This window comes from Paenibacillus sp. B46(2026) (assembly GCF_056786355.1).
Window position 1 is genome coordinate 3964185 of sequence record NZ_CM165907.1, and the last position, 23987, is coordinate 3988171.

22 protein-coding genes are annotated in these 23987 nt (G+C 45.7%); 1 reads left to right on the plus strand and 21 read right to left on the minus strand.

Annotation, left to right across the window (positions count from 1 at the left end):
- Positions 1-50: 50 nt before the first annotated feature.
- The 19 genes from AC1S8V_RS17640 to metH all read right to left on the minus strand — a co-directional run bounded on the left by AC1S8V_RS17640 (position 51) and on the right by metH (position 20595).
- The gene (locus AC1S8V_RS17640; RefSeq protein ID WP_482070124.1) at positions 51-1034 is read right to left on the minus strand and encodes a hypothetical protein; all 984 of its coding nucleotides are present in this window, start codon (positions 1032-1034) and stop codon (positions 51-53) included.
- Positions 1021-1593 (minus strand): hypothetical protein, encoded by a 573-nt coding sequence (locus AC1S8V_RS17645; protein WP_482070125.1) that lies wholly within the window; start codon positions 1591-1593, stop codon positions 1021-1023. The genes AC1S8V_RS17640 and AC1S8V_RS17645 overlap by 14 nt, the downstream gene beginning before the upstream one ends.
- A complete protein-coding gene (locus tag AC1S8V_RS17650; protein WP_482070126.1) occupies positions 1569-1970 on the minus strand; it encodes a hypothetical protein in 402 nt (133 codons plus the stop codon). Before AC1S8V_RS17650 ends, AC1S8V_RS17645 begins: the two co-directional genes overlap by 25 nt.
- A 16-nt stretch (positions 1971-1986) precedes the next feature.
- Complete coding sequence (locus tag AC1S8V_RS17655) at positions 1987-2472, minus strand: hypothetical protein (RefSeq protein WP_062834890.1); 486 nt, start codon at positions 2470-2472, stop codon at positions 1987-1989.
- Between the two features lie 68 nt (positions 2473-2540).
- Complete coding sequence (locus AC1S8V_RS17660; protein WP_482070127.1) at positions 2541-4607, minus strand: hypothetical protein; 2067 nt, start codon at positions 4605-4607, stop codon at positions 2541-2543.
- Positions 4597-6423, minus strand: a complete 1827-nt coding sequence (locus tag AC1S8V_RS17665; RefSeq protein ID WP_482070128.1) for a pilus assembly protein CpaF — start codon at positions 6421-6423, stop codon at positions 4597-4599. Before AC1S8V_RS17665 ends, AC1S8V_RS17660 begins: the two co-directional genes overlap by 11 nt.
- Positions 6424-6430: 7 nt before the next feature.
- Positions 6431-7261 (minus strand): CpaE/TadZ family protein, encoded by an 831-nt coding sequence (locus AC1S8V_RS17670; RefSeq protein WP_482070129.1) that lies wholly within the window; start codon positions 7259-7261, stop codon positions 6431-6433.
- The gene (locus tag AC1S8V_RS17675) at positions 7258-7971 is read right to left on the minus strand and encodes a hypothetical protein (RefSeq protein WP_482070130.1); all 714 of its coding nucleotides are present in this window, start codon (positions 7969-7971) and stop codon (positions 7258-7260) included. The genes AC1S8V_RS17670 and AC1S8V_RS17675 overlap by 4 nt, the downstream gene beginning before the upstream one ends.
- A 75-nt stretch (positions 7972-8046) precedes the next feature.
- A complete protein-coding gene (locus AC1S8V_RS17680; protein WP_482070131.1) occupies positions 8047-9066 on the minus strand; it encodes an SAF domain-containing protein in 1020 nt (339 codons plus the stop codon).
- A gap of 26 nt (positions 9067-9092) precedes the next feature.
- Positions 9093-10571 carry a serine/threonine protein kinase gene (locus tag AC1S8V_RS17685; protein WP_482070132.1) on the minus strand — a complete coding sequence of 493 codons (1479 nt, stop codon included), beginning with the start codon at positions 10569-10571 and terminating at the stop codon, positions 9093-9095.
- Between the two features lie 229 nt (positions 10572-10800).
- Entirely contained in the window at positions 10801-11850 is a 1050-nt protein-coding gene (locus AC1S8V_RS17690) for an SAM-dependent methyltransferase (protein WP_482070133.1), read from the minus strand.
- A 6-nt stretch (positions 11851-11856) separates the two neighbouring features.
- Positions 11857-12630 (minus strand): ABC transporter ATP-binding protein, encoded by a 774-nt coding sequence (locus tag AC1S8V_RS17695; protein WP_338594986.1) that lies wholly within the window; start codon positions 12628-12630, stop codon positions 11857-11859.
- 2 nt (positions 12631-12632) lie between these two features.
- Positions 12633-12950 carry a thioredoxin family protein gene (locus tag AC1S8V_RS17700; protein WP_482070134.1) on the minus strand — a complete coding sequence of 106 codons (318 nt, stop codon included), beginning with the start codon at positions 12948-12950 and terminating at the stop codon, positions 12633-12635.
- On the minus strand, positions 12950-13288 hold the full coding sequence (locus AC1S8V_RS17705) for a cyclic-phosphate processing receiver domain-containing protein (protein WP_482070135.1): 339 nt from the start codon (positions 13286-13288) through the stop codon (positions 12950-12952). Before AC1S8V_RS17705 ends, AC1S8V_RS17700 begins: the two co-directional genes overlap by 1 nt.
- 19 nt (positions 13289-13307) lie before the next feature.
- Positions 13308-14156 carry a deoxyribonuclease IV gene (locus AC1S8V_RS17710; RefSeq protein WP_482070136.1) on the minus strand — a complete coding sequence of 283 codons (849 nt, stop codon included), beginning with the start codon at positions 14154-14156 and terminating at the stop codon, positions 13308-13310.
- Positions 14146-14967 carry an Fpg/Nei family DNA glycosylase gene (locus AC1S8V_RS17715; RefSeq protein ID WP_482074518.1) on the minus strand — a complete coding sequence of 274 codons (822 nt, stop codon included), beginning with the start codon at positions 14965-14967 and terminating at the stop codon, positions 14146-14148. Before AC1S8V_RS17715 ends, AC1S8V_RS17710 begins: the two co-directional genes overlap by 11 nt.
- A 6-nt stretch (positions 14968-14973) precedes the next feature.
- Positions 14974-15783: a TIGR01457 family HAD-type hydrolase gene (locus AC1S8V_RS17720; RefSeq protein WP_482070137.1), complete on the minus strand. Its 810-nt coding sequence runs from the start codon at positions 15781-15783 to the stop codon at positions 14974-14976.
- Positions 15784-16139: 356 nt separating this feature from the next.
- The gene (gene rnz, locus AC1S8V_RS17725; protein WP_482070138.1) at positions 16140-17078 is read right to left on the minus strand and encodes a ribonuclease Z; all 939 of its coding nucleotides are present in this window, start codon (positions 17076-17078) and stop codon (positions 16140-16142) included.
- Between the two features lie 76 nt (positions 17079-17154).
- Entirely contained in the window at positions 17155-20595 is a 3441-nt protein-coding gene (gene metH, locus AC1S8V_RS17730; protein WP_482070139.1) for a methionine synthase, read from the minus strand.
- Between the two features lie 179 nt (positions 20596-20774).
- Between metH and AC1S8V_RS17735 the strand changes: the two genes are divergently transcribed.
- Positions 20775-21320 carry an acireductone dioxygenase gene (locus AC1S8V_RS17735; protein ID WP_340013362.1) on the plus strand — a complete coding sequence of 182 codons (546 nt, stop codon included), beginning with the start codon at positions 20775-20777 and terminating at the stop codon, positions 21318-21320.
- Positions 21321-21411: 91 nt separating this feature from the next.
- On the opposite strand, the gene AC1S8V_RS17740 is transcribed toward AC1S8V_RS17735, so the two are convergent.
- Positions 21412-22086: a GntR family transcriptional regulator gene (locus AC1S8V_RS17740; protein WP_482070140.1), complete on the minus strand. Its 675-nt coding sequence runs from the start codon at positions 22084-22086 to the stop codon at positions 21412-21414.
- Between the two features lie 102 nt (positions 22087-22188).
- Complete coding sequence (locus AC1S8V_RS17745; protein ID WP_482070141.1) at positions 22189-23823, minus strand: ABC transporter substrate-binding protein; 1635 nt, start codon at positions 23821-23823, stop codon at positions 22189-22191.
- Positions 23824-23987 lie beyond the last annotated feature (164 nt).

Here is a 23987-nt window from a genome sequence, read left to right on the forward strand (position 1 = left end):
AATGTAAACAGTTCAGGAACCTCTTACATGATTTTGTCATACAGGCTACCTTAACGATTAGAGCATTTATATTCGAAATAGCCTTGTGCAGCTGCTTGTCTTGCGTCTGTGAACACCTCTTCAGCACGGTAACCATTACCACATGTGGAGGGGTAATAGTACTTGATACCCGTTAAAGGATCTACCCCACCTACGATGGCCGTTTTCTTCACAAGTCTGCCTCCACCAATTGCGTAATTGTTGATTTTCTGGTCACCCACACCTATACCTTGGATAAAGGCCATAATCCCTGTATCGTTAATGGAGTTGTACCAATCTTCCTGCGCAATCAGGGGCATCGTAAACGTATAGGAAATACCGTTCTTTCTGGCAAATTCATTATGGCGGTTAATCACATCAGCCAGATCATCCTGCACAGTAGTTACAATCCGGCTTTGTCTAACTTGTTCAAATACGTTGGTATTCTGAAGTAAAGGAATCTGTGTGTTTGAAGCCAGTTCTTTTTGAAATCCCTCAATCCATTTCCCTGCACTTGCGTCGTAGGCATATACGTAGTCGTCCAGTGTAAAGTTAATACTGTTACCATTTGAATCCGAATATGTATAAGGTTTCTTGGGACTCCAGACTTGCTGGAAAGAATCTTCGCGGTTACCTGTCAACTCTGTTTCTGTGGACAACATATAATAGCCATCGTAATCCAGAATAACCACGGCAGGAATGTAATTAAACATGTTTCGAATAGCTTCGGGATCATCCTGAATCCCCATATTCAAAGCCATCGTCTGAGTAAATGTTAACAAGGCAAGCTCCTTGTCCGCTTTAACAAACTTGGTTGAATCATAACCTGCTTCATCATTTTGTTTCTCATTCTGATGCATGACTGCACCTGCATCCATGACTGCAGTTTGAAGTGCAGATCTGTATCGTTGGCCAAGATATTGAGCCTCCTCGGCATCTTGGGTATGGAGTGAGATGATCCAGAAGAGCGGGAAGAAGATCAGCACGAATACAATGGATAGCTCAGTAATCTTCATTGAGGACCATACCTCCGTATGTTACAAATACTGCTGAAGCCTGAGCCGTACCACTCAACCATTCACGAATGAGCATGGAAGGTGTACGATTTGTATTTTGGAGCGTCACGGTGAAAAAATCCCCTGTCGTCAACGTATATCTTCGGCCAGGATCATCAACCGGTATCACACCTGAGGGTGGGAATAGTCTTTCTCGAATCTGAGCTGCATAATATCCATCCTGCACTACCTCATAGGTCCCGGTAAAACTGTTATGGTCCATCGGGTCTGTATAATGAGGTACATATTTCTTATGTAAATGTTCCATCGACACCTCATACAGATTGCCCGTCTGGGCCAGTTGCTCCTCAAACTCAGCCAACATTCGAGGTGAAATATACCCTTTCGTTCGGACAGCATCGACAAAACGGGTTACATTCTGAACAGCCGTCATACGTGCTATATCATCCTGCCGATCAGCTGTTTCAGCAGCTGGATACACATAAAGCAGAAGGACTGCGAGCAATACGGCAAGCAGCTTGGATGCAGCATTAATCAATTCATACTCGCCTTCTTCCAAAAAACGATTTTGAGCAGTTCTCCAGTTTCACTTCGTATAAACTCAGGTCTGTAGGTAGCATGGAGTTGGACAGGAATAGTCGCTGCTTTGTTGACAAGCGGATCAATCACATACGCATTGCCATCTACCTCCACAGGAATGCCTGTGCCCGTCATCTGCCTCACGGTGTGCAGCACTTCCGCACCACTATACTGATCGGGATTGGTTGTTGTACGCAGTGTTGTAATAAGCCGACCTTCCATGCCTGCTGTTGTCTGTACTCTGTCGTTCAAAGCCGCTGATAAAATCGTAACATTCTGTTGCCCGTACAGGCAGGCTGTCACAAACAGGACAACCGCCGTACAAAACAACATGAGATGCTGGGTATTTTGGGACATCTTAAACCAACTCCTGTCAGGATTGCTGGAAGATCAGCCCTCTTACCACATTAGATCGGTCTTTCACGATAATCGCTTTGAATTTACCACTTGGATTGACATATTGATTGTCTTTTTCACTCATGGTCTGGTTAATAATCCCCACTTTATCGTCAGGTGCAATAACCGAACCGTAGTCCGCATTATTGAGATCCTGTGAAATATTTAATTGATTGCCATACCATTGACCTGCTTTATTTTTACCCGTAATTACTTGGATACCGAACTGATCTTTGTCCGCGTATTTGCGCAGTGCATTGGTTACCTGTGATCCACTGATGGTTGTTCCGTCATATACCGTAAATGCCGCCTGGGACAACTCGGTTTGAATATCAGCAAAATTGTTCTGGGCCGTCTTGGTTGCCTCCTGTGCCGAAATAAACAGCAGAACTACAATTGTGATCAAAGCGATCGTCAAAAATATCCCTGCCGCCACCTTTAAAGCGCTTGATGCATTGTTCATGTCAAATCCTCCCAAGTTATAAGTTATAAGTTATTAATATATTTCAGACTTCACACAGATGGACTGTGCTACAGTTTTTGAATTTGTTCATAATAAATGTTCATTTTCAAAAAGCTCATACCGACCAATGGAATGACCAGATACAAGAATATAAGGGCGTACATAGGTGTAAATCCGATGGTTCTCCCCCATGATGCTTTGACATCAATCATTTTGCTGTACTCCTGCTTGCGCTGTTCAAAATAGAAGGCCATCATACTCTCGAGATCATCAAAGGCTTCACGGATTGAGATTTTGCCAAGGGCAAGCTGCAATTTATCAACCAGTCGCTGGAACTCGGGTAAGCCCGCCTCTTCCTTTAATTGTTCAAGTGCGTGCTCTGGCCCATGTTCATAATGTAACAAACATTTTTGCAGCGGACGCTTGAAAATGACGGCAAATCGATTAAGCCACTCCAATATCTCTTCGACGGACATCCGGTCCATCTCACGCAAAATGGAAATCACCGTCTGGAATTGATAGATTTCATGTCGCATATCCATACGCCGCATTTTCCGCTGGAATAACATCAACCAGACGGGCATGTAATAACCTGCTACACCCATGACAATCGCTATAATCATTTCCCACCAGCTTACATATTGCTTGTTATACACCTCAAGCTTCTGCATAATCCGCGTGATCGTCTCAGTCTGTGTATCGTGATCCAACTGAACGGGAGATAACTGCTGTAACGCTTTGGAGATTTCTTCGTATGTAGCCCCTCGGTTCATTTCTACACTTTCCAGCACGGATTGATCCAACGCTGTTTTTTCCTCAGCCTTCCTGAGATCCGCTTCAGCCATTGCGCCAAACATTCGGTCATCCCTTATCGGATCATACAAAATGTGATTACGTTCAACCTGGTGCAACAGCAAGATGCAACCCATCGTAAGGACCAAACAACCTGCGAATAACATCACTCGACGAATGGCGAGCCATTCGTATTTTAACTCCGAGCTGCTCTCCCTCATCAGGCGTATCGTTTGGCTGTACTGTGTACTGCCAGGTTTCGCTGCAAACAACATCGCCAATCTCCGTATGAAAGTTTGCTTGTACAGAAACTGATCCAGCCATGAATGCTTATGCCCTGAACGGTAACGGGTCTCATCGTATTGCTGGAGCCTTTGCAGAAGCAAATAGGCAAGAATGATGATGACATAGATCGATATTTTGGTAACAAAACCGATTTTGCTGCGATAAAATTCATCCATTGTTGGGAAACTGACTCTGGCCCAACGTTCGATTGGAGCGGTGAACAATACAGGGGCGAGCGCGATGATGTTGAGTCCTTTGAGCAGATAATCTAATTTATCACGCCGCAAAATCTCCAAATGAATCTCCTGAGTCAGGTTACCCAGTCCTTTAAGATAGATAGAACCTTGTGCCCTGTCCTTATCTCCGAACTCCATGACCATATAGGAAACGCCTGCGAATCCTTTGAGAAAACGGTTGGGAGCTACTTCATAATAACGCTCAAGTGCTTCATTCGGATCTGGAGAAGTTAGAGCTTCGTAGATTAGTCTGACCTGTTCAGCCGCTTCTCCTGTACCTGCTTCAGCAGCTTCATAGAGCGCTTCCTCAACCATGCCATGCTGATGATATCGATGCCTTACATCTGCAAACAGGTCCAGCATCTGCACCAGCAACCTTTTCTCCATACGACTGAGGCACATATCCAATACCAGGCTGTTTAGTACCACAGCACAGAGCACGGACAGTATTACGAAAGCGATACCCGGCTGCAGAAGAAACAGCATGACACTTATGCCTCCATAGCCTCCAAAAATAATCAGAACCACAGTCATCGTCAGCCTGCGAAGTGAAGGCTCATCCCCAACATGGCGGAATGAAATACGTTTCTGCACCTGTAGAATATAAGCTGATAGCAGTGGCACTTTCATTCCAAGACGGTAGGACTGCAACAAGATTGATCCCAGTCCCTTGAATCCCTTCCCGCTAGGAGCAAAAATCACGCCGGATTGACTTGCTGAACCACCTCCTCTGTGACGTAACATACTTAAAACCAGAAGTGTAATCAGCAAACCTCCTGCACAAATACTTAATACGAGGAGCAGAATCCATTTAATTGTCATGCTGATCACCCCAGTGTTGCTTCATAAACTGTTCAAACTTCTCGGCATCCTTTAATGTCATCTGTTCTCGCATATCCACCATGCTTCCAGAGGAGATTGGAGCTGTTGCAACATACGCTCCATCTCTGTACTCCACAACATTATGAAATGTAAAACCTGCCCTCTCTTCCACGCTATCACCTTGATTCGCACGAGGAAGACACTCCGTAATTCGTTCGATATATCTTCGTCCCTCAGCATCTTTCTTCATATGAACATCGAAGTTGATTACACTCACAACCTGCTCCTCAGCAATATGCTCATGCTGGAACATACCTGTCTTGAGCAAGGAATTACGGAGGGAGAAGACCAGATCACGAAACGTTTTGGCATGGTGGGTAAACAGGGTGAACAGACTGGCAACCTGAGACATTTGGATCATCCATGCGGCCACCTCATCACTCGCAACCTCACCGAGAATATTGACGGTACCATCCGTTTTTTTCTGCAAATCAAGCCCTTGTTGACCTGAAATGTGTTCAGTCTCTCGGAAACTTAAAATATTACGTCGGCTATAGATCCGTCTTAATTGAAGTTCAAACGCCATCTCCTGCACCCGAAGGGTGTACGATGCATAGATGTGTTTGACCATAGCCATAAGCAACGTCGTTTTACCAGAACCCTGTGCCCCGGTTACAGCTGTAATTCGGCTTCCTTTCATCAGATATTGAAGCAATGTAATTGGCAGATCTGCGTTGTTACCCGTAATCAACTGTTCAAGTGAAGCATTCGGAATATCGAACTTCCGGACGAAGAACGCCCATGATTCTGCAAAAGGAGGACGAACAACAACGACACGGGAGCCGTCTTTCATCTCATTCACCTTGTACCCACTCGCTTCGGACAACTGTCCCGGATAATTGTATTTGTATATGTTCTGGCAGACCCTCTTCAGTTCACGAATGCTGCCGAATGACAGAAAGGACAGATGAATGGATTTACCTTTATAGAAAACCCATACGCTTTCCATCCCGTTAAGCGGTTCTTCATGTGCATCATCCTCCAGTCCTTGATCCAGCAAATCATTCCATGAAGCCGGTTTTCGAAGTCCCATATGATGAACAGCATCAAGCATACCGCTGACACCACCACTAACGCCGTCAATACGTTGGTCCCTTATCTCATCAACAACCGAGAACCCTTTATAGTGCTGGTAGATACGTTGCACGATGATATCCGTCTTTTCTCTGAATCCAAGCTCTCGATATTCGCACTCGAACACATACTGAATATCCTCTTCAGAAATATAATAACTTCCTCCATCCTCCGAACCTTCCTCCATTCTCAGCCTGCCAAGATCGTAGGTATCAATCATTCGTGAAAGAGCATCCACACCGAATTGCTGTCGGTACAGATAGAACACAATTTCGAATCGGTCCTGGATCGTCAACAAATCAGGTTCAGCGAACAAAATAACTTCATCTACATTCGATTTGTTCAGACCTATGCTTCGGACCAGCAGATCCCCTATCAGATTTTTGACATATGTTTTGTCGCTGATACTGCCTGAGACACAGCCTTTCAGGGCTTTTCTCATCTCGGCACGTTGATTGATTCTTCGACGATATTCTTCTTCGTGCAGACCTGCATCCGCGAGTTGACTATGACTAAGCTCATGAAGTGAGTTCTTCACCTTCTCAATCAACATGTCAATCGTGAATGATTCGTGTTCAGGAACACGAGCATTCTTTTCACGAAGAAACGTTCTATACTTAAACCAGATGTATGTTAGGCATAGAATCAAAATTAAACTTATCCATATGGTATTCCAGATCATCAGAGGTTCAGGCTCCCCTTTCCAGCCTCTTCAGAACCGTGCGCATACCTGCGCCGTCCATAATCAGGCGAGCGAGTTCGCTCATGCTTGCGGCAAAGCTCCCTTTGCGAGTATCCTTATTTTCACTCAAACTCTCCAACTGCAAGTACCTAGCGACATCTCGCCGATTCATTGCATCCAGGTATCCGGTTGTATACGGTATAGCAGATATCGTCCCCTTGTATTTGAATCGGCGTCGAATATTGGAAAGGGTTGCACGTGAATGCGGATCGTATTTGTTAATTACAACATGTTTATTCTGATTGTTCATTCGTTCTGGCAGGATCTCTTCAAAGAACAACTCCAAATTCCGCATATTTTGATCAAGATTTATTACAACATAGTCCGCCTGTTGCAGCTTGAGCTGAGAATCGACACCAGCATGATCCGCATCCAGAAGAACCAGATCATAATACTCGTTAGCTACATTTAGCAGCTTTTTCACAGTCTCACCATGTTCCTGTGGGGAACGTTCCATCTCATCAATTCTTCCGGTTAGGAAATCAAGTCTTTCCTTCAGAAGTGGCTTGGTATAATCCCTGAGATTGTGCTTGTTCAGACTTCCGCTCGAATGCAGCCGTTCAACCGCATCCCAGCCGCCCTCTTCGAAGGAAAACACGGAATCTGTGGAAACCGTCTCATTGGATGGCAGAGCAGCTTCTGTGCCAGTTCCGACAAGGCCTGGATTAACAAGTAACACCCTCGTCCTATAGTGAAGTGCCATTGCATAGGCACTAATTAATGTGCTTGAGGTGCAACCTGATCCTGCAAAAGGGCTCCAAAAGGTAATGGTGCTCATGCTCTCATCCTTTCTGCTTCTTTCATCGCACGGCGACTCCGAACACTTTCCCAACCTGTTAACTGCTCGAAAACGCGACATAACGACTTTTTGTAATTTCGTGATAGAGGACCCAGATGAACTCTGCGATGATGCTCATTCTCAAGCTTAACCGCCGCTGTTAACTCATCCCACGGAAGCACTAAGGGTTCTCCTGTCCAACCAAACGGGCTACCTTCCAGATACGCCCACAGATAACGAGCTTCAAGCTTGCAGTCCACCCCGTTGATCAAAATCCGCTGGAATGACAACTCAACAGGCAATGACTGTTCTTCAAGCAACCGCTTCAACCAACCTTTGCCACGTTCCAGATTGTAACGCTCATAATCACTCACCCAGACTCTTACATCGGCGGTTAGCCAGAGATTACGCGAAGCAAAATGTGAGGTCTCCATGTCATATAACACATAGTCATAACTGTCCAAGCGCTCTCCATTTACTTCAAGATGATTCTCTACAGCTGCTGAAGTGACAAAATGACAAGCGATATCAAATCCTTCAAATTCCGTAATTCGCAAAGACTGCTGACTGTCACCTACACCGTACCCATACTTCTGTTGTAAGGTTCCATCTACGAGCAAGACCTTGTTGCCCGACGAAGCCAATATCTTGCAAAGATATAACATCAGATCATTCTTCTCACATAAACCCGCAAAGATCCATGTATGCATAGATGTTACAACTCCTTTCTTTTTCTCAAACTCCCTGTTATCTGAATTATTCTAAAGTAAACCTCGGATTCCGCTCTATTCTCCACCCGTTAGCAAGCTCTGTTGCTCTGTTTGTGAAGCATCAGCAGGATCATTTACGCTTCCAGAATTAGCTCCTGCTTCGTTTGCTGAACCATCATTCCACATCACTCCATCCGACGTTGCCGGATTATTGGCTGATGGACGACTGTTATATGTAACTGAGGATTGTGCCACATCCTGTTCAACCCCTTTTGACGGTGCTGTCATGGAGGCGGCCAGTGAACTTTCAAGCGAACTTCGCACCTGTCTGGATAATTCCTGTTCGGCTCGTCGAACAATATTCGGATCACTCTCCAGCAGTTTTAACACTTCTGAATTGGCAGGATACGTCGCGATTGCAGGTGTCTGAAACTGTGGTTCTACATAGGTTAAGGCATAGATTGAAGCTTTATGTAAATAGGCATCTACAATTGCACTTGAGAGTGACAGAATTTCTTCCTCCGTCATCGTAATCCATAAGGTAGCTGCATTGAGTCGTTCCACTTTCTTCTTCGATAAGAGAACATAGTCCTGTCCTGTGGGGAACTGGATACGCACATCAATAATATCTCCTCTAACGAGTGAAGACGGCAGTAGGACAACTTGCAGCTCTCGATTTCTTAAATCGGGCGGAGCCGGCGTATCCTCATACACCATTTCGGTGGTAATGGCTGTTCCTTTTTTCAACTCTATTTTGGCCACTTGGCCTTCCATCTGCTTGGTACTGGACCAGAGATTTCGCGGTGCTTGTGCATCCGGAACAGCAATGAGCTTCAGATCCTCCGGTAAGATCGGTTCACCTGCTTCAATATCCCGAATCGTAACCCATCCTTGTGCTCCCGAATCCCATTGTTGCTTTAATTCAGCTTCCTTTTCCTCATATGCCGATAAATAACGGGCTTCTACGGCTGACCTGACATCACCCATCGTTTTGACATTGTAAATAACATATCCTCCGAACACCAACCCTATAGTTCCTGCTCCGATAAGCCCGGCATAGATCAGTTGACGGCTTTGTTTTCTTAATTTAGACAACAGAGGCTCTCCTTTCGTAATCTCCTCTAATCATGTACTTTCCTTCGTGAAAAGAACGAACGTTTCTTGGGCTGCTGTGCCATCATATGCGTTAAAATATGAGAAAACACTTTATCCATCTGTGCGTCCTTGTCAAAAGGATCAATATGTAACGGCAGAGCATATACACTCGATGTATCCAGAGCTTTACGAATGCGCTGAACAGCCTCACTTGCTGCCAAGGGCAGACAATATATCCATTTCTCTCGTGGATACCGATGATGAGATCGAACAAAAGCGCCAATCTCCGCCTGTCTCCATTCAGCACCTGAGCCTATAACAATCGGCAGATCTGCACGCAGGAATTCTTCCAACCTATTCTGGTCCTGACCACTTCCAAGATCCATCACGATGAATTGATAGCTCCCCCCAAGCAAAGACAAAATATCCGCTCGCCCGGATTGTTTCCAATAATGCACACCATCCACTGCAAACTGTCTGCCTGCCGGCACCGGTTTACCCGCTTGAGCGATTTGTTGGATTCTTGCAAAGGATTGAGAGCGAGGTGACATTTCAATCACAGCTACTTTGAAGTTTTGCCTTTCGAGATAGTGACTAATAGCTATGGCTGTGTGGGTAACCCCTACACCAGATGAAGCACCAGTCAAGGCAATAACTCTTGTTCCCCCATTCAAGGATATCGTCGCATCTCCACTAGGCGTTATTCCCCCGGGTATTCGGAGCAGTTCCTTCCGCACCTCATCGGCAGATTGGAATCGCTCTTCGGCATTATACCTTAACAGTCTTCTCGCCACAGGCATGTATGTCCGCGGAACATCACTTCGGATAGAGCTTTCCACACCCTGAATCCATTCCGTATACGCACCACTTGTCATAAGATACAGGAGCAATGCTCCAAGTCCATATAGATCTGAACGGGCATCGGTCTGACCTGAACCATATTGTTCAGGTGCGGCGAAACCAGCTGTTCCCAACTTGACCGTATCTTCTGCATTTTGCGCTTTGTAGCTTCTGGCGATGCCAAAATCAATTAATCTTACTTCATGTTCCGGCGTGATCATGATGTTTGATGGTTTCAGATCCCTATAGATCACAGGTGGATTCAGATTATGCAAATAACTCAACACATCCAGCAATTGAAGTACAAGCTCCGTCAACTGCTCCATCGGGATCTTCCCACGACACTGCTTGAAATACTCACTGAGCGTTAACCCGTCGATGTATTCCATCACCAAGTATGTGTACCCATCTTCATCCGGGACAAAAAAATCAACAATTTGCGGCAATCTTGGATGGCGAAGTGATGTCAGAAGAGCGGCTTCCGTCTCCATACTGCCTTCATATGGCATAATCGTTACGCTTTCTTTAATTGCCCATATCTTGCCCGGCAACTTCAGATCCTCCGCCTCGTATACATGGCTCATTCCGCCTGTACCCAGAATGGATACGATACGATATCTCCCTCCCAGCAGGCTTCCGTGTTCCAGCCTGGCCGGATGTCTCATATCAATTCCTCCTTCAAATACACAACAAAAAAAGGGAAAGCTTCACCGAAGAAGAACAGACCGGATATCCGGTTTCGTTCACTTCGGGATGCTTTCCCTCAGACTTGTTATGGTTATTATTGGTATCATTATAGTACAGGCAGGAATAGATTGTAAAGCACAAAATTTAATGAGCTTAATCGAATCAATTTCATAATACCTTTAGCTGCTTTAATCAAGGCTAGATCTCTTAATATTTGACCATATAGAGTGTGATCTCTTCCCGGTTATGGAACAACTGCTTGGAACGTTGAATCTGCATCCGCGAACGCTCAAACGTATCGATAACATCCTTAATGAGTGCGAGCGGTTTTTTATGCAATAACTTCACGGTAACAATCGCTGTTCCCCCGGGTTGCAGACTATATAGAAGGTCTGATACAAGTCGACTCATCAGCTTGGGACTCCAACTCATATCACATACGAGCAGGTCGAATTCTCCTTCGCGGAAGCGTACATCCCCTGCGTTTTTCTTCAAGAAAGTCAGTTTTGGTGATGCCAGCAGCGTTGCATCCATCTTCGCCGGATCTACCGCCGTTACTTCAAGCCCGCGTTCAAGCAGGAACGAGGTCCATCCACCTGGTGCTGCACCGATATCAAGTGCTTTATGAAATGAAGTAAAGTCAATGCCAAACGTTTGCTCGGCTTCAAGCAATTTGAACTTAGCACGCGAGATCTGTCCATCTTCTTTTTGAAAACGTACGGCTCCCCCGCTCCAGTCTGACAGGTTCTGTTCAGGTCTGGATACGCCAGCATACAACATATCATTCGCAGCAAATACAGAAATGACATATTCAGCATCACGTACAACCCATTCACAACCTAGCTCATCCAGCTTTTCAGTTAGCAATTGCTTCAATGAGGCTGCATTTTCTTGCCAAAAGGCCCCTTCTGTCTTCCGTACCTGCAGTACGACAGAAGAACCGGTCAGTTCCTTATGATTCAACACAAATGCAATCAATTTCTCGATAGACTGCTCCGAATTTTCTGTATTCTCCTGAAACTGGACAGGTTGAATATGACGCAAAAACGTTGGATACTCTTCCAACAGTTTACCTGCAACTTCTTCCTCCGCTACAGGCAGACCCGCAAGCAAAATTTCTCCTGGTACGAGTACTGTGCTCTTGACCGCACCAAATGTACGGCGCAACTCTTCCTGTGCATAAGGGGCAAAGCCATGATTGGCTGTGCAGATAAAACGGGAGAAGTTGCCTTCTTCCCAAGACGATTGTGTACTCAAAATGTGTTACCCTCCAGAACGTACGCGTATCCAAGGACGACCGTCATCCCACTGGATATCGACAGGGACATCGTACGTATGCTTAATTGTATCTTGTGTCAAAACTTCATGCTTGGGGCCTGCCGCAGCAATACGTCCATCGCGGATCAAAGCAACATGCGTAAACAAAGGTACGATCTCTTCAACATGATGTGTTACATACACAACTGTAATGTTACGCTGGCGCAGACGATCAATCTCAGCCAGCATTTTCTCACGTTCATATAAGTCTAGCCCGGCACAAGGCTCGTCCATAATCAGCAATTTTGGCTCAGCCATTAATGAACGAGCAAGCATGACTTTTTTGCGCTCTCCCTGAGATAACGTTCCAAGCGGGTTGTTGGCCAGGTTGGCAAAGCCCATATCATCCAACAAACTCATCGCCTTGGCTTTCACTTCATCAGGAATCGTCTGATAAAAACGCAAAAAAGCATAAGCTCCTGTAGCGACGACCTCCCATACCGGATCTCGGGGTGTTAATTTCTCAATCAACGTTTGGCTAATATAACCGATTTCCTTACGAACTTCCCTTACGTCACATTGTCCATACAGATTACCCAGTACTTCAATGCGTCCCTGACTTGGAAACATATATCCGTTCATCATTTCCAGCAACGTTGTTTTTCCAGAACCATTCCGACCCAGAATAACCCAATGTTCACCTTGTTCGATGCGTAAATGCACGTTATCCAAAATCTGATTCTCTTCTCGTCTAAGTGAGACATGTTCCATTGAAATTATACTCATTTCAGCACCGCCTTCCGGATCTCCGAGAGCAAATGCTCCACAGAGCTCATCCGATAAACCATTTTTGGAACATCTTGCTGGCCGTCAAACAGCATCACTGCGGGTACGCTTGAAATTTGAAATTGTTGTACAAGTTCAGGAATGTCATGAATATTCATTTCGGATAAAATACCTTCTGGCAGCATGTGCTCAACGACCTCCAACATACGCCGGGCTGCCGCACATGTCCCACATAAAGGGGTAAATATAAATACAGCCTGTGGCATGCCTTCCCATACGCCGCGCATTAACATTTTGGATGTAATTGGCTTCATTAGCTGTCTTCTCCCGCAGCAACACGCAGCATGACCTCACCCGTCATTGGACCATTATGAATGGTTACCGAATCAGGTTTATTGCTATATAACATCTCGTACATCTGACGTTTCCCAAACATACTGGACGTATGCAAATAGATTTCGCGCGGAAATAAACCTTCTCGTACAATGGATGCTGCAACCTCACCGCCGTTAGGCGAATCAGGACCAAGCTCATAATCCAGAGACAAAATGTCCACGTCACCTTCTCTTAGCAGCATCAGGCACTCTTCCGCATTCGTTGCCAGAACAAATCCTTTCGGACACGCCCGATAGTCATCCAAAAAAACATGCATGCAATCGCTCCTCTCCCCATTATAACCAGGAACGCATGAGCGCTATATCATCATGGTGCGTTCCATCTTCTCCCGTTTCTGTCTCGAGCACAACAACCGCTTTTTGGAACTCAGGCGCATTTAACAATGCTTTCATTGACTCATATCCGATATAACCCTGTCCGATCCTTGCATGTCTATCCTTACACGAACCGGACGCATATTTGGAATCATTGAAATGCACCGCTGCAACATCATCCCAGTACCCGAGCATCCTGCCCTTATCTAGCATCGCCGCTTCGTTGCCTGACGACCACAAGCCTGAAGCAAAAGCGTGGCATGTGTCAAAACAAAAAGCAATATGCTCCGGATATCGGCTTAATTTGCGAATCTGTATCATTTCTTCCATTGTCGTGCCCATGGGGCCATGATCACCTGCCTGATTTTCAAGCAGCACTTTCGAATGACCATCCCAATTCTCCAAGGCAGTATCCAGACAATGAATGAGGTTCTGATAACCCTCCAGCGGATCGCTCGTTTTGATATGCCCAAAATGGACCACCGTCCCAACAGAACCGCAAGCATTTGAAATTTCAAGGTCATTGCGAATAGACGCTGTCGTAGCATGAAACCCCGCCTCTCCACGGGTCATGCCCAACGCCGGATTCGTAGGATAGGGTGAATGTGCAATGGAAGCCAGTCCCTGCTGTTCACACCAATCCCTGCACTGCTCAGCATCCTTGAGGTCCAGACTTTTCAGGCCAAGACTACGCGGGTTTTTCGGAAAATACTGAAATGCCGTTGCCCCCATCGCATGTGCTCTTTTGGCTGCCTGAAGAAATCCGCCTCTGGTGCTGACATGTGCCCCGATTCCGGATTTAGGCCTCATGCTGGCATTTCGGACAGAAGAATGCCTTTTTGCCCGTAATTTCCACTCGTTCAATCGTTCCCCCACATCGCGGACAATTCTCGCCTTCCCGATCGTATACGCGACATTGCTCGTCAAAACTTCCTGTCTTCGTATCCCCTTGCATCAGCGGCATTTCCATATAACCGCCCTCAGAAGCTGCTTCGCGCAACACGGACTGCATCGAATGGAACAAGCGCTCCGTCAGCTCTGGTGAAGTCGCGATGTTCTGCGTTTTGGAGCTTGGTCTCAGACCGGCAGCAAACGCAATCTCATCGGAATAACAGTTGCCAATCCCTGCAATGATATGCTGGTTTACCAACGTTGTCTTAAGTGTACCCCGACGACCTTTCAACAGAGAAGCAAAACGTTCCACGTTCATCCGTCGATCCAAAGGTTCAGGTCCAAGATCAGACATCGCTTCTTCGGTTTCTTTTGAGGTGAGCAGATGTAAGTACCCCAAGTGCAGACCTATGAAGAATAAAATGTGATCCCCAAACTGGATTTCCACCTGTGTGGAACGATCAGGGCGCTCCTCTTCCGTGCCCCAAAAAATCATACCGCCCAACATGAGGTGCAGCACCAGCCGTTTGCCATTAGCCAAGTGGAAAATCAGATGTTTCGCTCGGCGCTCAACAAATATGATGCGATTACCTGTAAGTTCATTGATAAACAGATCAGGCTCCGTATTTATCGTTTTATCCCGATTGATTACAACACCTGTAATCGGTAGATCAAGTATTTTCTCGGACAGCAAGGTCCGGTAATTTTCCATTTCCGGCAGTTCCGGCATCATACATTACCCCTTTTTGGAAGCTTGGTCTGTCTGTTGCGACAGCCACTCCATCAATTTATGTAAATCTTCAAACACATGATCAGGTCGAGCCTTGGCTGCTTGAATGTGTCCATCCATATTATCTCGTGTTGTTACACCGGTAAGTACCAACAGCGTCTCGCACCCTGCTGCCACTCCAGCTGCAATATCGGTTCGCATATTGTCTCCGATCACTGCCACTTCATGAGACGCCAGGTTTAGCCGGCTAATAGCTGACTTCATTATAACACTCGATGGCTTGCCAATAACGGTAGGATGAACGCCGGTTGCGGCTTCAATTGCTGCTCCAATCGTTCCGGCTCCGGGCGTCAGCCCATCATCCGAAGGGAGTTGCAAGTCCGGGTTGGTCATAATGAATTTTGATCCCGCATTAATCCACCGGAGTGCCTTAGTCAGTTTATGGTAGGAAAATTCACGATCAATCCCCTGTATCACGTAATCTGGTGCATCTTCCGTCAGCTGTAGTCCTGCTTCTTCTATGGCTTCCAGCAGTCCTGCTTCTCCAATACATGCCACTTTTGCACCCGGGGACTCTTCAGCAACATATTCAGCAGCCGCCACAGCAGAAGTACATACCTCAGACGCGTCGGCAGGTATGCCCATCCCGTTCAGATGATCTGCCACACCTTGTGGTGTACGGGAAGAATTATTAGTTACGAATAAATACGGCTTTCCTAGCTCCTGCAGTGTTCGAATAAGCTGATCGGCTCCTTCGATACGATGTCTGCCATGATAGAGCGTACCATCCAAGTCAATCAGATAGGCCTTAATCACACACAGCACTTCCTTTCTTTATTCCATTAACGTTTCATGTCCTTAATCATTTACCTCGAACTTGACCGCGAACCTATGTATTCAGGCAAAAAATAATGGCTTGCTGACATATGCACGCAACAAGTCGAACCGCATCGAACACCGACGGTTTAACTCGCGCGTCTTCTGTACAAGCTTGTCATTTCCTGCGCTTTCCCGGAAAATAATTTGAATCATTTCCCTCTTCATATTGCCCATCCTACACGCTTTCTGACCAGATTGCAAAAGGGACCGCGGGAGCTCCTCTCCCTCAGTCCCGTGCAATTACCCGGTTCTTCATGTGACGTGTTTACCTGTGCATTGGTTCGCAATTATGGTTAAGATTCTTGCTTGCGATGCACGACAGGAATAAGCTGGTGTTCGTTTGCAAGTCTGGTATTCGGGAATACGGACTGTGCTTCCTCCAAAAGTGGCTGCAGTTGATCCTCATCCTTATAACGTGAGCTGAAGTGAGTCATAATCAATTGCCCTACATTCGCTGCTCTAGCCGCTTCTGCCGCTTGTTTTGAGGTACTATGATAGTACTCATGCGCTGTATCGGCCAGATCATGCATGAATGTAGCTTCATGTACAAGTACATCTGCATTGATGGAAAGAGGCTGTACATTGTCACATGGACGTGTATCACCCAATATGGTAATCACCATGCCGCGTTTTGGCGCTCCCAACACATCTTCAGGACGAAGCGAATGACCGTTATCCAGCATAATAGTTTCTCCACGTTTCAGCCGGCCGAATAATGGACCTGGTTTCAAACCATATTCCGCCAGTTTGGCTGGGTCCAGGCTTCCTGGACGATCTTTTTCCGTGATCCGGTATCCATAGCTGTCAATCCGATGCTCAAGCAATGCAGCTTCCACGATAAAACTGTCATCCTCGAATAAGACTCCGCCCGTATGTTCCACGATATTCAAATCATAGTTAACCCGGGATTGGCTAAGCTCCATTGTTGTACTAATCATTCGTTCCGTACCTGGCGGACCATATACCGTTAATGGTGTAGTGCCACCCTGATAGGCTCTGCTCGAAAGCAGTCCTGGAAGTCCAAATACATGATCACCATGCAGGTGAGTAATGAATATTTTCTCCAATTTGCTTAGTTTAAGCGGCGAACTTAAAATCTGGTGCTGCGTTCCTTCCCCGCAGTCAAACAACCACAAAGCTCTGCGCTCATCCAACATGCGTAGCCCAATGGAAGTTACATTCCGTTGTAGCGTAGGTACACCAGCATTAGTTCCCAGGAAATATAGTTCCATTCTGGATCGCACCTCTTTCTGTTGCCAGCAAAAAACCTCCGACAATGCGGAGGGCTTTGCCTGACACTCAACTGATTTATGCCTTTTCTACGTTAAAATATTTAGCTTGCGGATGGCTGAATACCATCGCTGATACGGAAGCTTCAGGCTCCATCATGAAACCTTCCGTCAATTCCACACCGATATCCTCAGGCTGCAGCAACTTGAACAGCGGTCCCTGGTCTTCCAAATCCGGACAAGCTGGATATCCGAAGGATACCCTGATCCCCTGATAACGTGCACCGTGACGTTGCTTCATGGTCATTTGCGCAGAATCAGGAAATCCCCAGATATCTCTCATCATATGATGCACACGCTCAGCTAATCCCTCTGCTACCTCGAGTGCTACGGATTGCAGAGCATGCGAGCGAAGGTAATCCCCTTGATCTTTCCACGCCGTGGATAGTTCACGTACCCCGTGTCCAGCAGTAACAACCATGAATCCAACGTAATCCATTTGACCGGATTCAACAGGCTTCAGGAAGTCGGACAAGCACAGGAATGGCTCGACTTTTTGACGTGGGAACGTAAATGTATGCAAAATATTGCTGGTGTCCTTTGGATCATAGATGATGATGCTGTTACCACTGGACTGAGCCGGGAAGAAACGATATATGGCATGCGCCTGAATAATCCCGTCACGAACAGCCTCTTGCATAATATCATCCACGACTGCTTTCAGATCGGTAGCCTTCTTATCTCCCGAAGCAAGCAGCTGTTCTACTGAACCGCGTAACCCCAGATGATGTCCAAGCAACATCTGCATGTTCACGTATGGCAGAATGTGTGATAACGGATAGTTGCGCATCGTATGCCGCTCCAGATCAGGCGGTACAAGAACCGGATGATCTACAGCAATATCCGAACGTTCCACTCGCGTAAGTTCTGGAAGTGCCTGAACAGCTACAGCACCTGAAGCATCAGCTTCTTTTTCAGCTTCCATCTCCAGTTGCATCGCTTCACGTGTAACGGGATTCATCAATTTGTTCGCCAGATCCAGACCGTCCATCGCATCTTTAGCATATACAACCATTCCGTTATATTCAGGACGGATACGATTTTTGGTGAATTTACGTGTTAGCGCCGCTCCGCCAACCATAATAGGCACATCAATACCTGCTGTTCGCAAATCCTGAGCGGTAAGAATCATCTGTTGCGCTGATTTTACCAATAGACCCGAGAGGCCGATCGCATCGACTTTTTCTTCCCGGTATGCCTCAATGATACGTTCTGGTGGTACTTTTATACCCAAATTAATGATCCGGTAACCGTTATTGGACAGGATGATCTCTACCAGGTTTTTACCGATGTCATGCACATCACCCTTAACCGTGGCCAGAATGATCTTGCCTTTAACCGAAGTCTCGTTCTTCTCCATGAATTGCTCCAGATATGCTACAGAAGCCTTCATAACCTCCGCACTCTGCAACACCTCAGCTACAATCAACTCATTGTTGTTAAAGAGACGACCTACTTCCTCCATCCCCCGCATCAGTGGACCGTTAATCACTTGAAGTGCTGTGTATTTGGCAAGTGCCTGTTCGAGATCCGGCAGCAATCCCTCTTTACTTCCTTCCACAACATATGAAGCGAGACGCTCTTCTAATGAAAGGTTCGAGATTTTTTCCTTCTTCTCAACCTTCTTGTTACGGAACGCCGCTACGAACGCCGCCAGTGTGTCATCATTCGTGTTATATAAAAGCTCTTCCGAGAGTCTGCGTTCTTCTTCCGGAATGGACGCATAACGTTCCAGTTTCTCTGTGTTCACGATCGCATAGTCGAGACCTGCTTTGGTACATTCATACAAAAATACGGAGTTCAGCACTTCACGGCCTGCTTCAGGCAGTCCGAATGAAATGTTACTGATCCCAAGTATCGTATGACATTCAGGCATCGCTTCCTTAATCACTCTTATTCCTTCAATGGTTTCTTTGGCTGAACCGATGTACTGTTCATCTCCAGTGCCTACAGGGAACACCAACGTATCAAAAATCAGGTCTTCTGGTTTGAGTCCATATTTGTTCACCAATAGATCGTAAGAGCGCTTGGCTACGTCCAGCTTGTCCTCCCGACTAATCGCCTGACCGCGTTCATCAATCGTTCCTACGACAACCGCACCACCATATTTATGCAGCAATGGCGTGATCAGCTCAAACTTCTCTTCGCCATCCTCAAGGTTAATGGAGTTAATTATCGCTTTACCCTGGGAATACTGGAGGGCCAGATCAATTACTGAAGCATCTGTCGTATCGATCATGAGTGGAACTTTTACTTTTTTCACAACAAGTTCAAGGAACTTCACCATGTCTTCAGACTCTTCACGGTCCGGGTCTTGTACACATACATCGACAATGTGCGCTCCATTTTTCACTTGAGCACGAGCAATTTCCGAAGCTTCTTCATACTTGCCTTCAACAATGAGCCGTTTGAACTTCCGTGATCCCAACACGTTCGTACGCTCTCCGACCATATATGGGCGATTGTCCTGTTCGATGTAGATCGGTTCTATACCTGACAATGCAGGTGGGTGTGTTCCGTTCATTTCTCTTGGGGGGTACTGGGCAAGTGTATCGCGCATAGCACGAATATGTGCGGGAGTTGTTCCGCAACATCCACCAGCAATATTCAACCAGCCCTGTTCGGCAAAAGCACCAATCTTCTGAGCAAGAGAATCTGGTGACTCATGATAATTACCATTCTCATCCGGAAGACCCGCGTTCGGGTAACAACTAACGGCAACCGATGCCATTCCGGAAAGCGAGCGAATGTGATCACGCATGAACTCCGGACCTGTAGCACAGTTTAGTCCTACCGAAATTGGGTTAAGGTGTTCTAAGGATATATAAAAGGATTCGATGTTCTGACCTGCAAGGGTCGTACCCATTGGTTCTATTGTTCCTGATATCATCAGTGGCAGTGTAATGCCACTCTGTTCAAAGGCCTGCTGAATTCCAATGCTGCCTGCTTTTACATTGAGGGTATCCTGTGAGGTTTCAAGCAGTAGCGCATCAACGCCTCCCTCTATTAAAGCAAGCGCTTGCTCCAAATAACTGTCGATAAGTTCCTGGAACGTTACTCCCCCAGTAACTGACAGTGTTTTGGTTGTTGGTCCCATCGCACCTACCACATAACGTGGAGATTCTGGTGTAGAAAAGCGATCAACTGCAGCTTTCGCAATTCTGGCTGCTTCCAGGTTGATCTCCCGTGCACGATCCTGAATATCGTATTCTGCAAGTACGACTGATGTTGCACCAAATGTATTGGTTTCAATCAGATCAGCGCCAGCTTCAAGATATTCTTCATGAATGCGCTGGATTAGCTCTGGACGAGTAAGCACTAACATTTCATTACATCCATCCAGATCTTCGCCGCCAAAATCTTCACCAGTCAGATCAACTTGTTGAATCATGGTCCCCATTGCACCGTCGAGGATTAATATTCGTTGTTTTAATGCATCGTGTAGACTAAGCTTATCCAATATCTTCACCCCCGCAAAACGTTAAATCTTAGTTTAACAGAAACTAACTTAATGTGAAAGATCGGTTTTGCTCCCGTAAGATGGCGGGTTTGCTCGAATATGAACGGAATTTGAGAATCGACAAAAACAGAGCAATCCGATATAATTCAATTAAACCAAGTGGAAAAGAGGGAAAGAACATGGCTGAAATTGTAATCCGAAATACGAACGAACGCATCACTGGTGACGAAAACGTTCGAAATTTCTTGAACAAATACGAAGTATTATATGAGAAGTGGGACGCATCCAAACTGAACACTGATCTGCAAAATAACTTTGGATTGACTGATGATCAGAAAACCGAGGTTTTGGAAACTTACGATTATGAAATCAGAGATTTGGCTGCACGTCGCGGATATCAGATCTGGGATGTCATCACGCTGTCCGAACAGACGCCAGATATCGAAGAAAAACTGGCCAAGTTCGAAGAGATCCACACCCACGCTGAAGACGAGATCCGTGCAATTGTTGCCGGTAAAGGAATCTTTGTTATCAAAGCTACAGATGATGTAGGCTACTTTAATGTAGAACTGTCTCCTGGAGACGTCATCTCCGTACCGGAGAATACACCGCACTTCTTCACTTTAATGGAGAACAAACAGATCATTGCTGTACGTCTGTTCATCGAAAAGGATGGCTGGATTGCAGATCCGTATCCTGATCCTACGTTTATCAAACAAGCCTAACACTCTCGTGTTGCACTTGCTTGCCTAACGAAAACCCCTGTTCATTAGAACAGGGGTTTTTGCATGGAGAGTATTCTACAACATCTACGTGCTAGATAAAATAATGTGGGTATTTTGCTTTTATCGATTCCTGTTCAATCACGACAAGTCTGAGATGAGCTTCCATCACCTGAACCGCTTGCTCCGTATTACGCTCTGTGATAAGTCGATAAATCTCTTTGTGCTGCGAGATAATGACCTCCAGGTTGGAGTCCTCCGCTAGACGTAATAAACGCAACCGATTAAACGGGATGTTAAGCTGTTGCAACATTTTCCACGTTCTCAGCTTCCCTGTGCCCTGAAATAAAATCTGATGAAACTCTTCATCCAGTTCGAACAGTCGATAGAAATTATTTTTTCCTATACATACTTCCTGCATTGCAATGTTGGTTTCGAGTCTGAACCGGGACTCCTCAGGAAAAGAAACACAAGCCAAAGTCACGATTTCCTTCTCCATCTTCTCCCGCATAAACCTGCCTTCTTCCACATGCTCCAGATTAATATGAGAGACGATCGTTCCACTCTGGGGAATAATGTCCAGCAGTTCTTCTTCAGCAAGCTTCATGAATGCTTCTCTAACGGGTGTTCTGCTCACCTGCAGTTCATCTGCAATCTCTTTCTCTGAAATCTTGGTACCCGGCTTAAGTTCCAGGTGAAGAATTCGTTCTTTTAACAGGTTATATGAATATGCCCGGGTCGAGCCTCTAATTTTTTGATTAAGTGACATGCCTAGACCTCTTTCTATCAGCCGTATTCATTCATCTTAGCACAAATTACCGTTCCACTTATATATCGGTGTGAAACGGTAATCTGGCCAACATCAACTATATTATTGCTTGTTTTCTTTGTAGGCTTTGTACGTATCATTGGCCAGCTTCAGATAATTGGATAATCCTTGACTCTCCAGCTCTTTGGCAAATGTATCGAATTCAGACAAGTCCCGCTCACCCAAGATAAATTTAAGTGTATTTTGATCCGAATAGTCTTTCAGTGGTGTACTCAGAAGTGTCACCCGTTCACGATCCTCTGAAGAGTAAGGAATCGGTGGTTCTGCCGGGATCACTTCCTTGGTATCCTTCATGTCTTGCTGGAATTTCAACTCTTCTTCACTAAACATCGATTGCAGCAGATCTGTGGTACCCCCATAGGCAAATACACCCCCAGAGAAGCCAAAGTCAATACGCAAGTCCTTCGTGCCTTTTGGATTCAAACCATTGTAGTTAACGTCTTCTACCAATTTGAGTTTTCCATCTTCTTTGGTGAATGTTTCACCTTCTACGCCCCACTTGGCGAACTCTTGCCCCTCATCACTGTAGTACAGCCAATCGACAAATTGCATAATGGCTTTGAAATTTTCGCTCTTTTGAATTTTTCCGGAGAACATGACACCGTTTTCAAGTCTGGAGCCGGACATTAATTGCCCTTTTGGTCCACCAGGAACTGTAATCTTCGCAACAGAGTATTTACCTTCTCCCAGCGTTTTGTTCATATCATTTCGGTGCAGCACCACCGTTTGGGAATTGCCGTTAATAATAAAGGATTTGCCGGATACAAATTTTTGTACTGCCTGATCATCATCCTGTGTAAAACTTTCTTTGTCCAGCAATCCTTCGGATACCAACTTGTTAAAGTACGTTAGCATCTCTTTGTATTCTGGTGTTGTAGCCGTGTACACAAATTGATCCTGATCTTCCTTATACGTCAATCCGTTACCAAACCCCCATCCACCCTTGGTACCAAAGCCGGTAGCAGCGATGTTCAACGTACTATTGAATTGGAATCGGTCCGAAAACGGAATGGAATCCGGGTAGATCTCTTTCAGCTTTTTGGCTGCATCATACAATTCGTCCCATGTGGTCGGGATGGCGATGTTATTTTCTTCAAAGACATCTGTTCTTACGAGCAGTGTGTAATCTGGCCATACTTCTTCATGAAGACCCGGAAGTACATAGTACTTTCCATCTTCCTGTCGAAGTCCTTCGAGTTCATCTTCCAATCCCCATTTTTCCACTTTATCCTTGAAGTTCGGCATCAAATCAATATAATCGCTAATCGGCAAGATCGCACCGGAAGATACAAATGCAGACTCTTCACCTGGGTACGTTTTAGGAATAACCAGTGGTGCATCACCGGAGCTAATCAACAGAGATCTCTTCTGGGAGTAATCGCTCATGGGTACAATCGTTGGCTCAAGCGTAACACCCGTCAGTTCGGTGATTTTATCAAAAAGTAACCAGTCTTTTTTGTATGGATAACTAGGTTGATCACTATATAGGATGGAGAGATTAAACGGCTCAGTTGCCTTGAATGTATCCCCTACATTATACGTCTCCATCGCTGCTTTGGTCTGAACTTCTGTGACGTCACCTCCAGTACCAGTACCGCTGCTACATGCTGCCAGAACGACGGTCATCATTGTTGCCAACACCATTTTACCGACAAACTTACGTGGCTTTTGATTCATTTAGGTTATCCCCCTGAATTTGGTTTAGGTTGACCTTGCCTTAAAACTTTTTAATCAATCTCTAAAAGTAATCATGTGAATCATTCTATATAAATTGAACTATTCATTTACACAAAACGGAGAGGACAGAAAAAACCTGAAAAAGCGGAGCTAAAAGCTTTCTG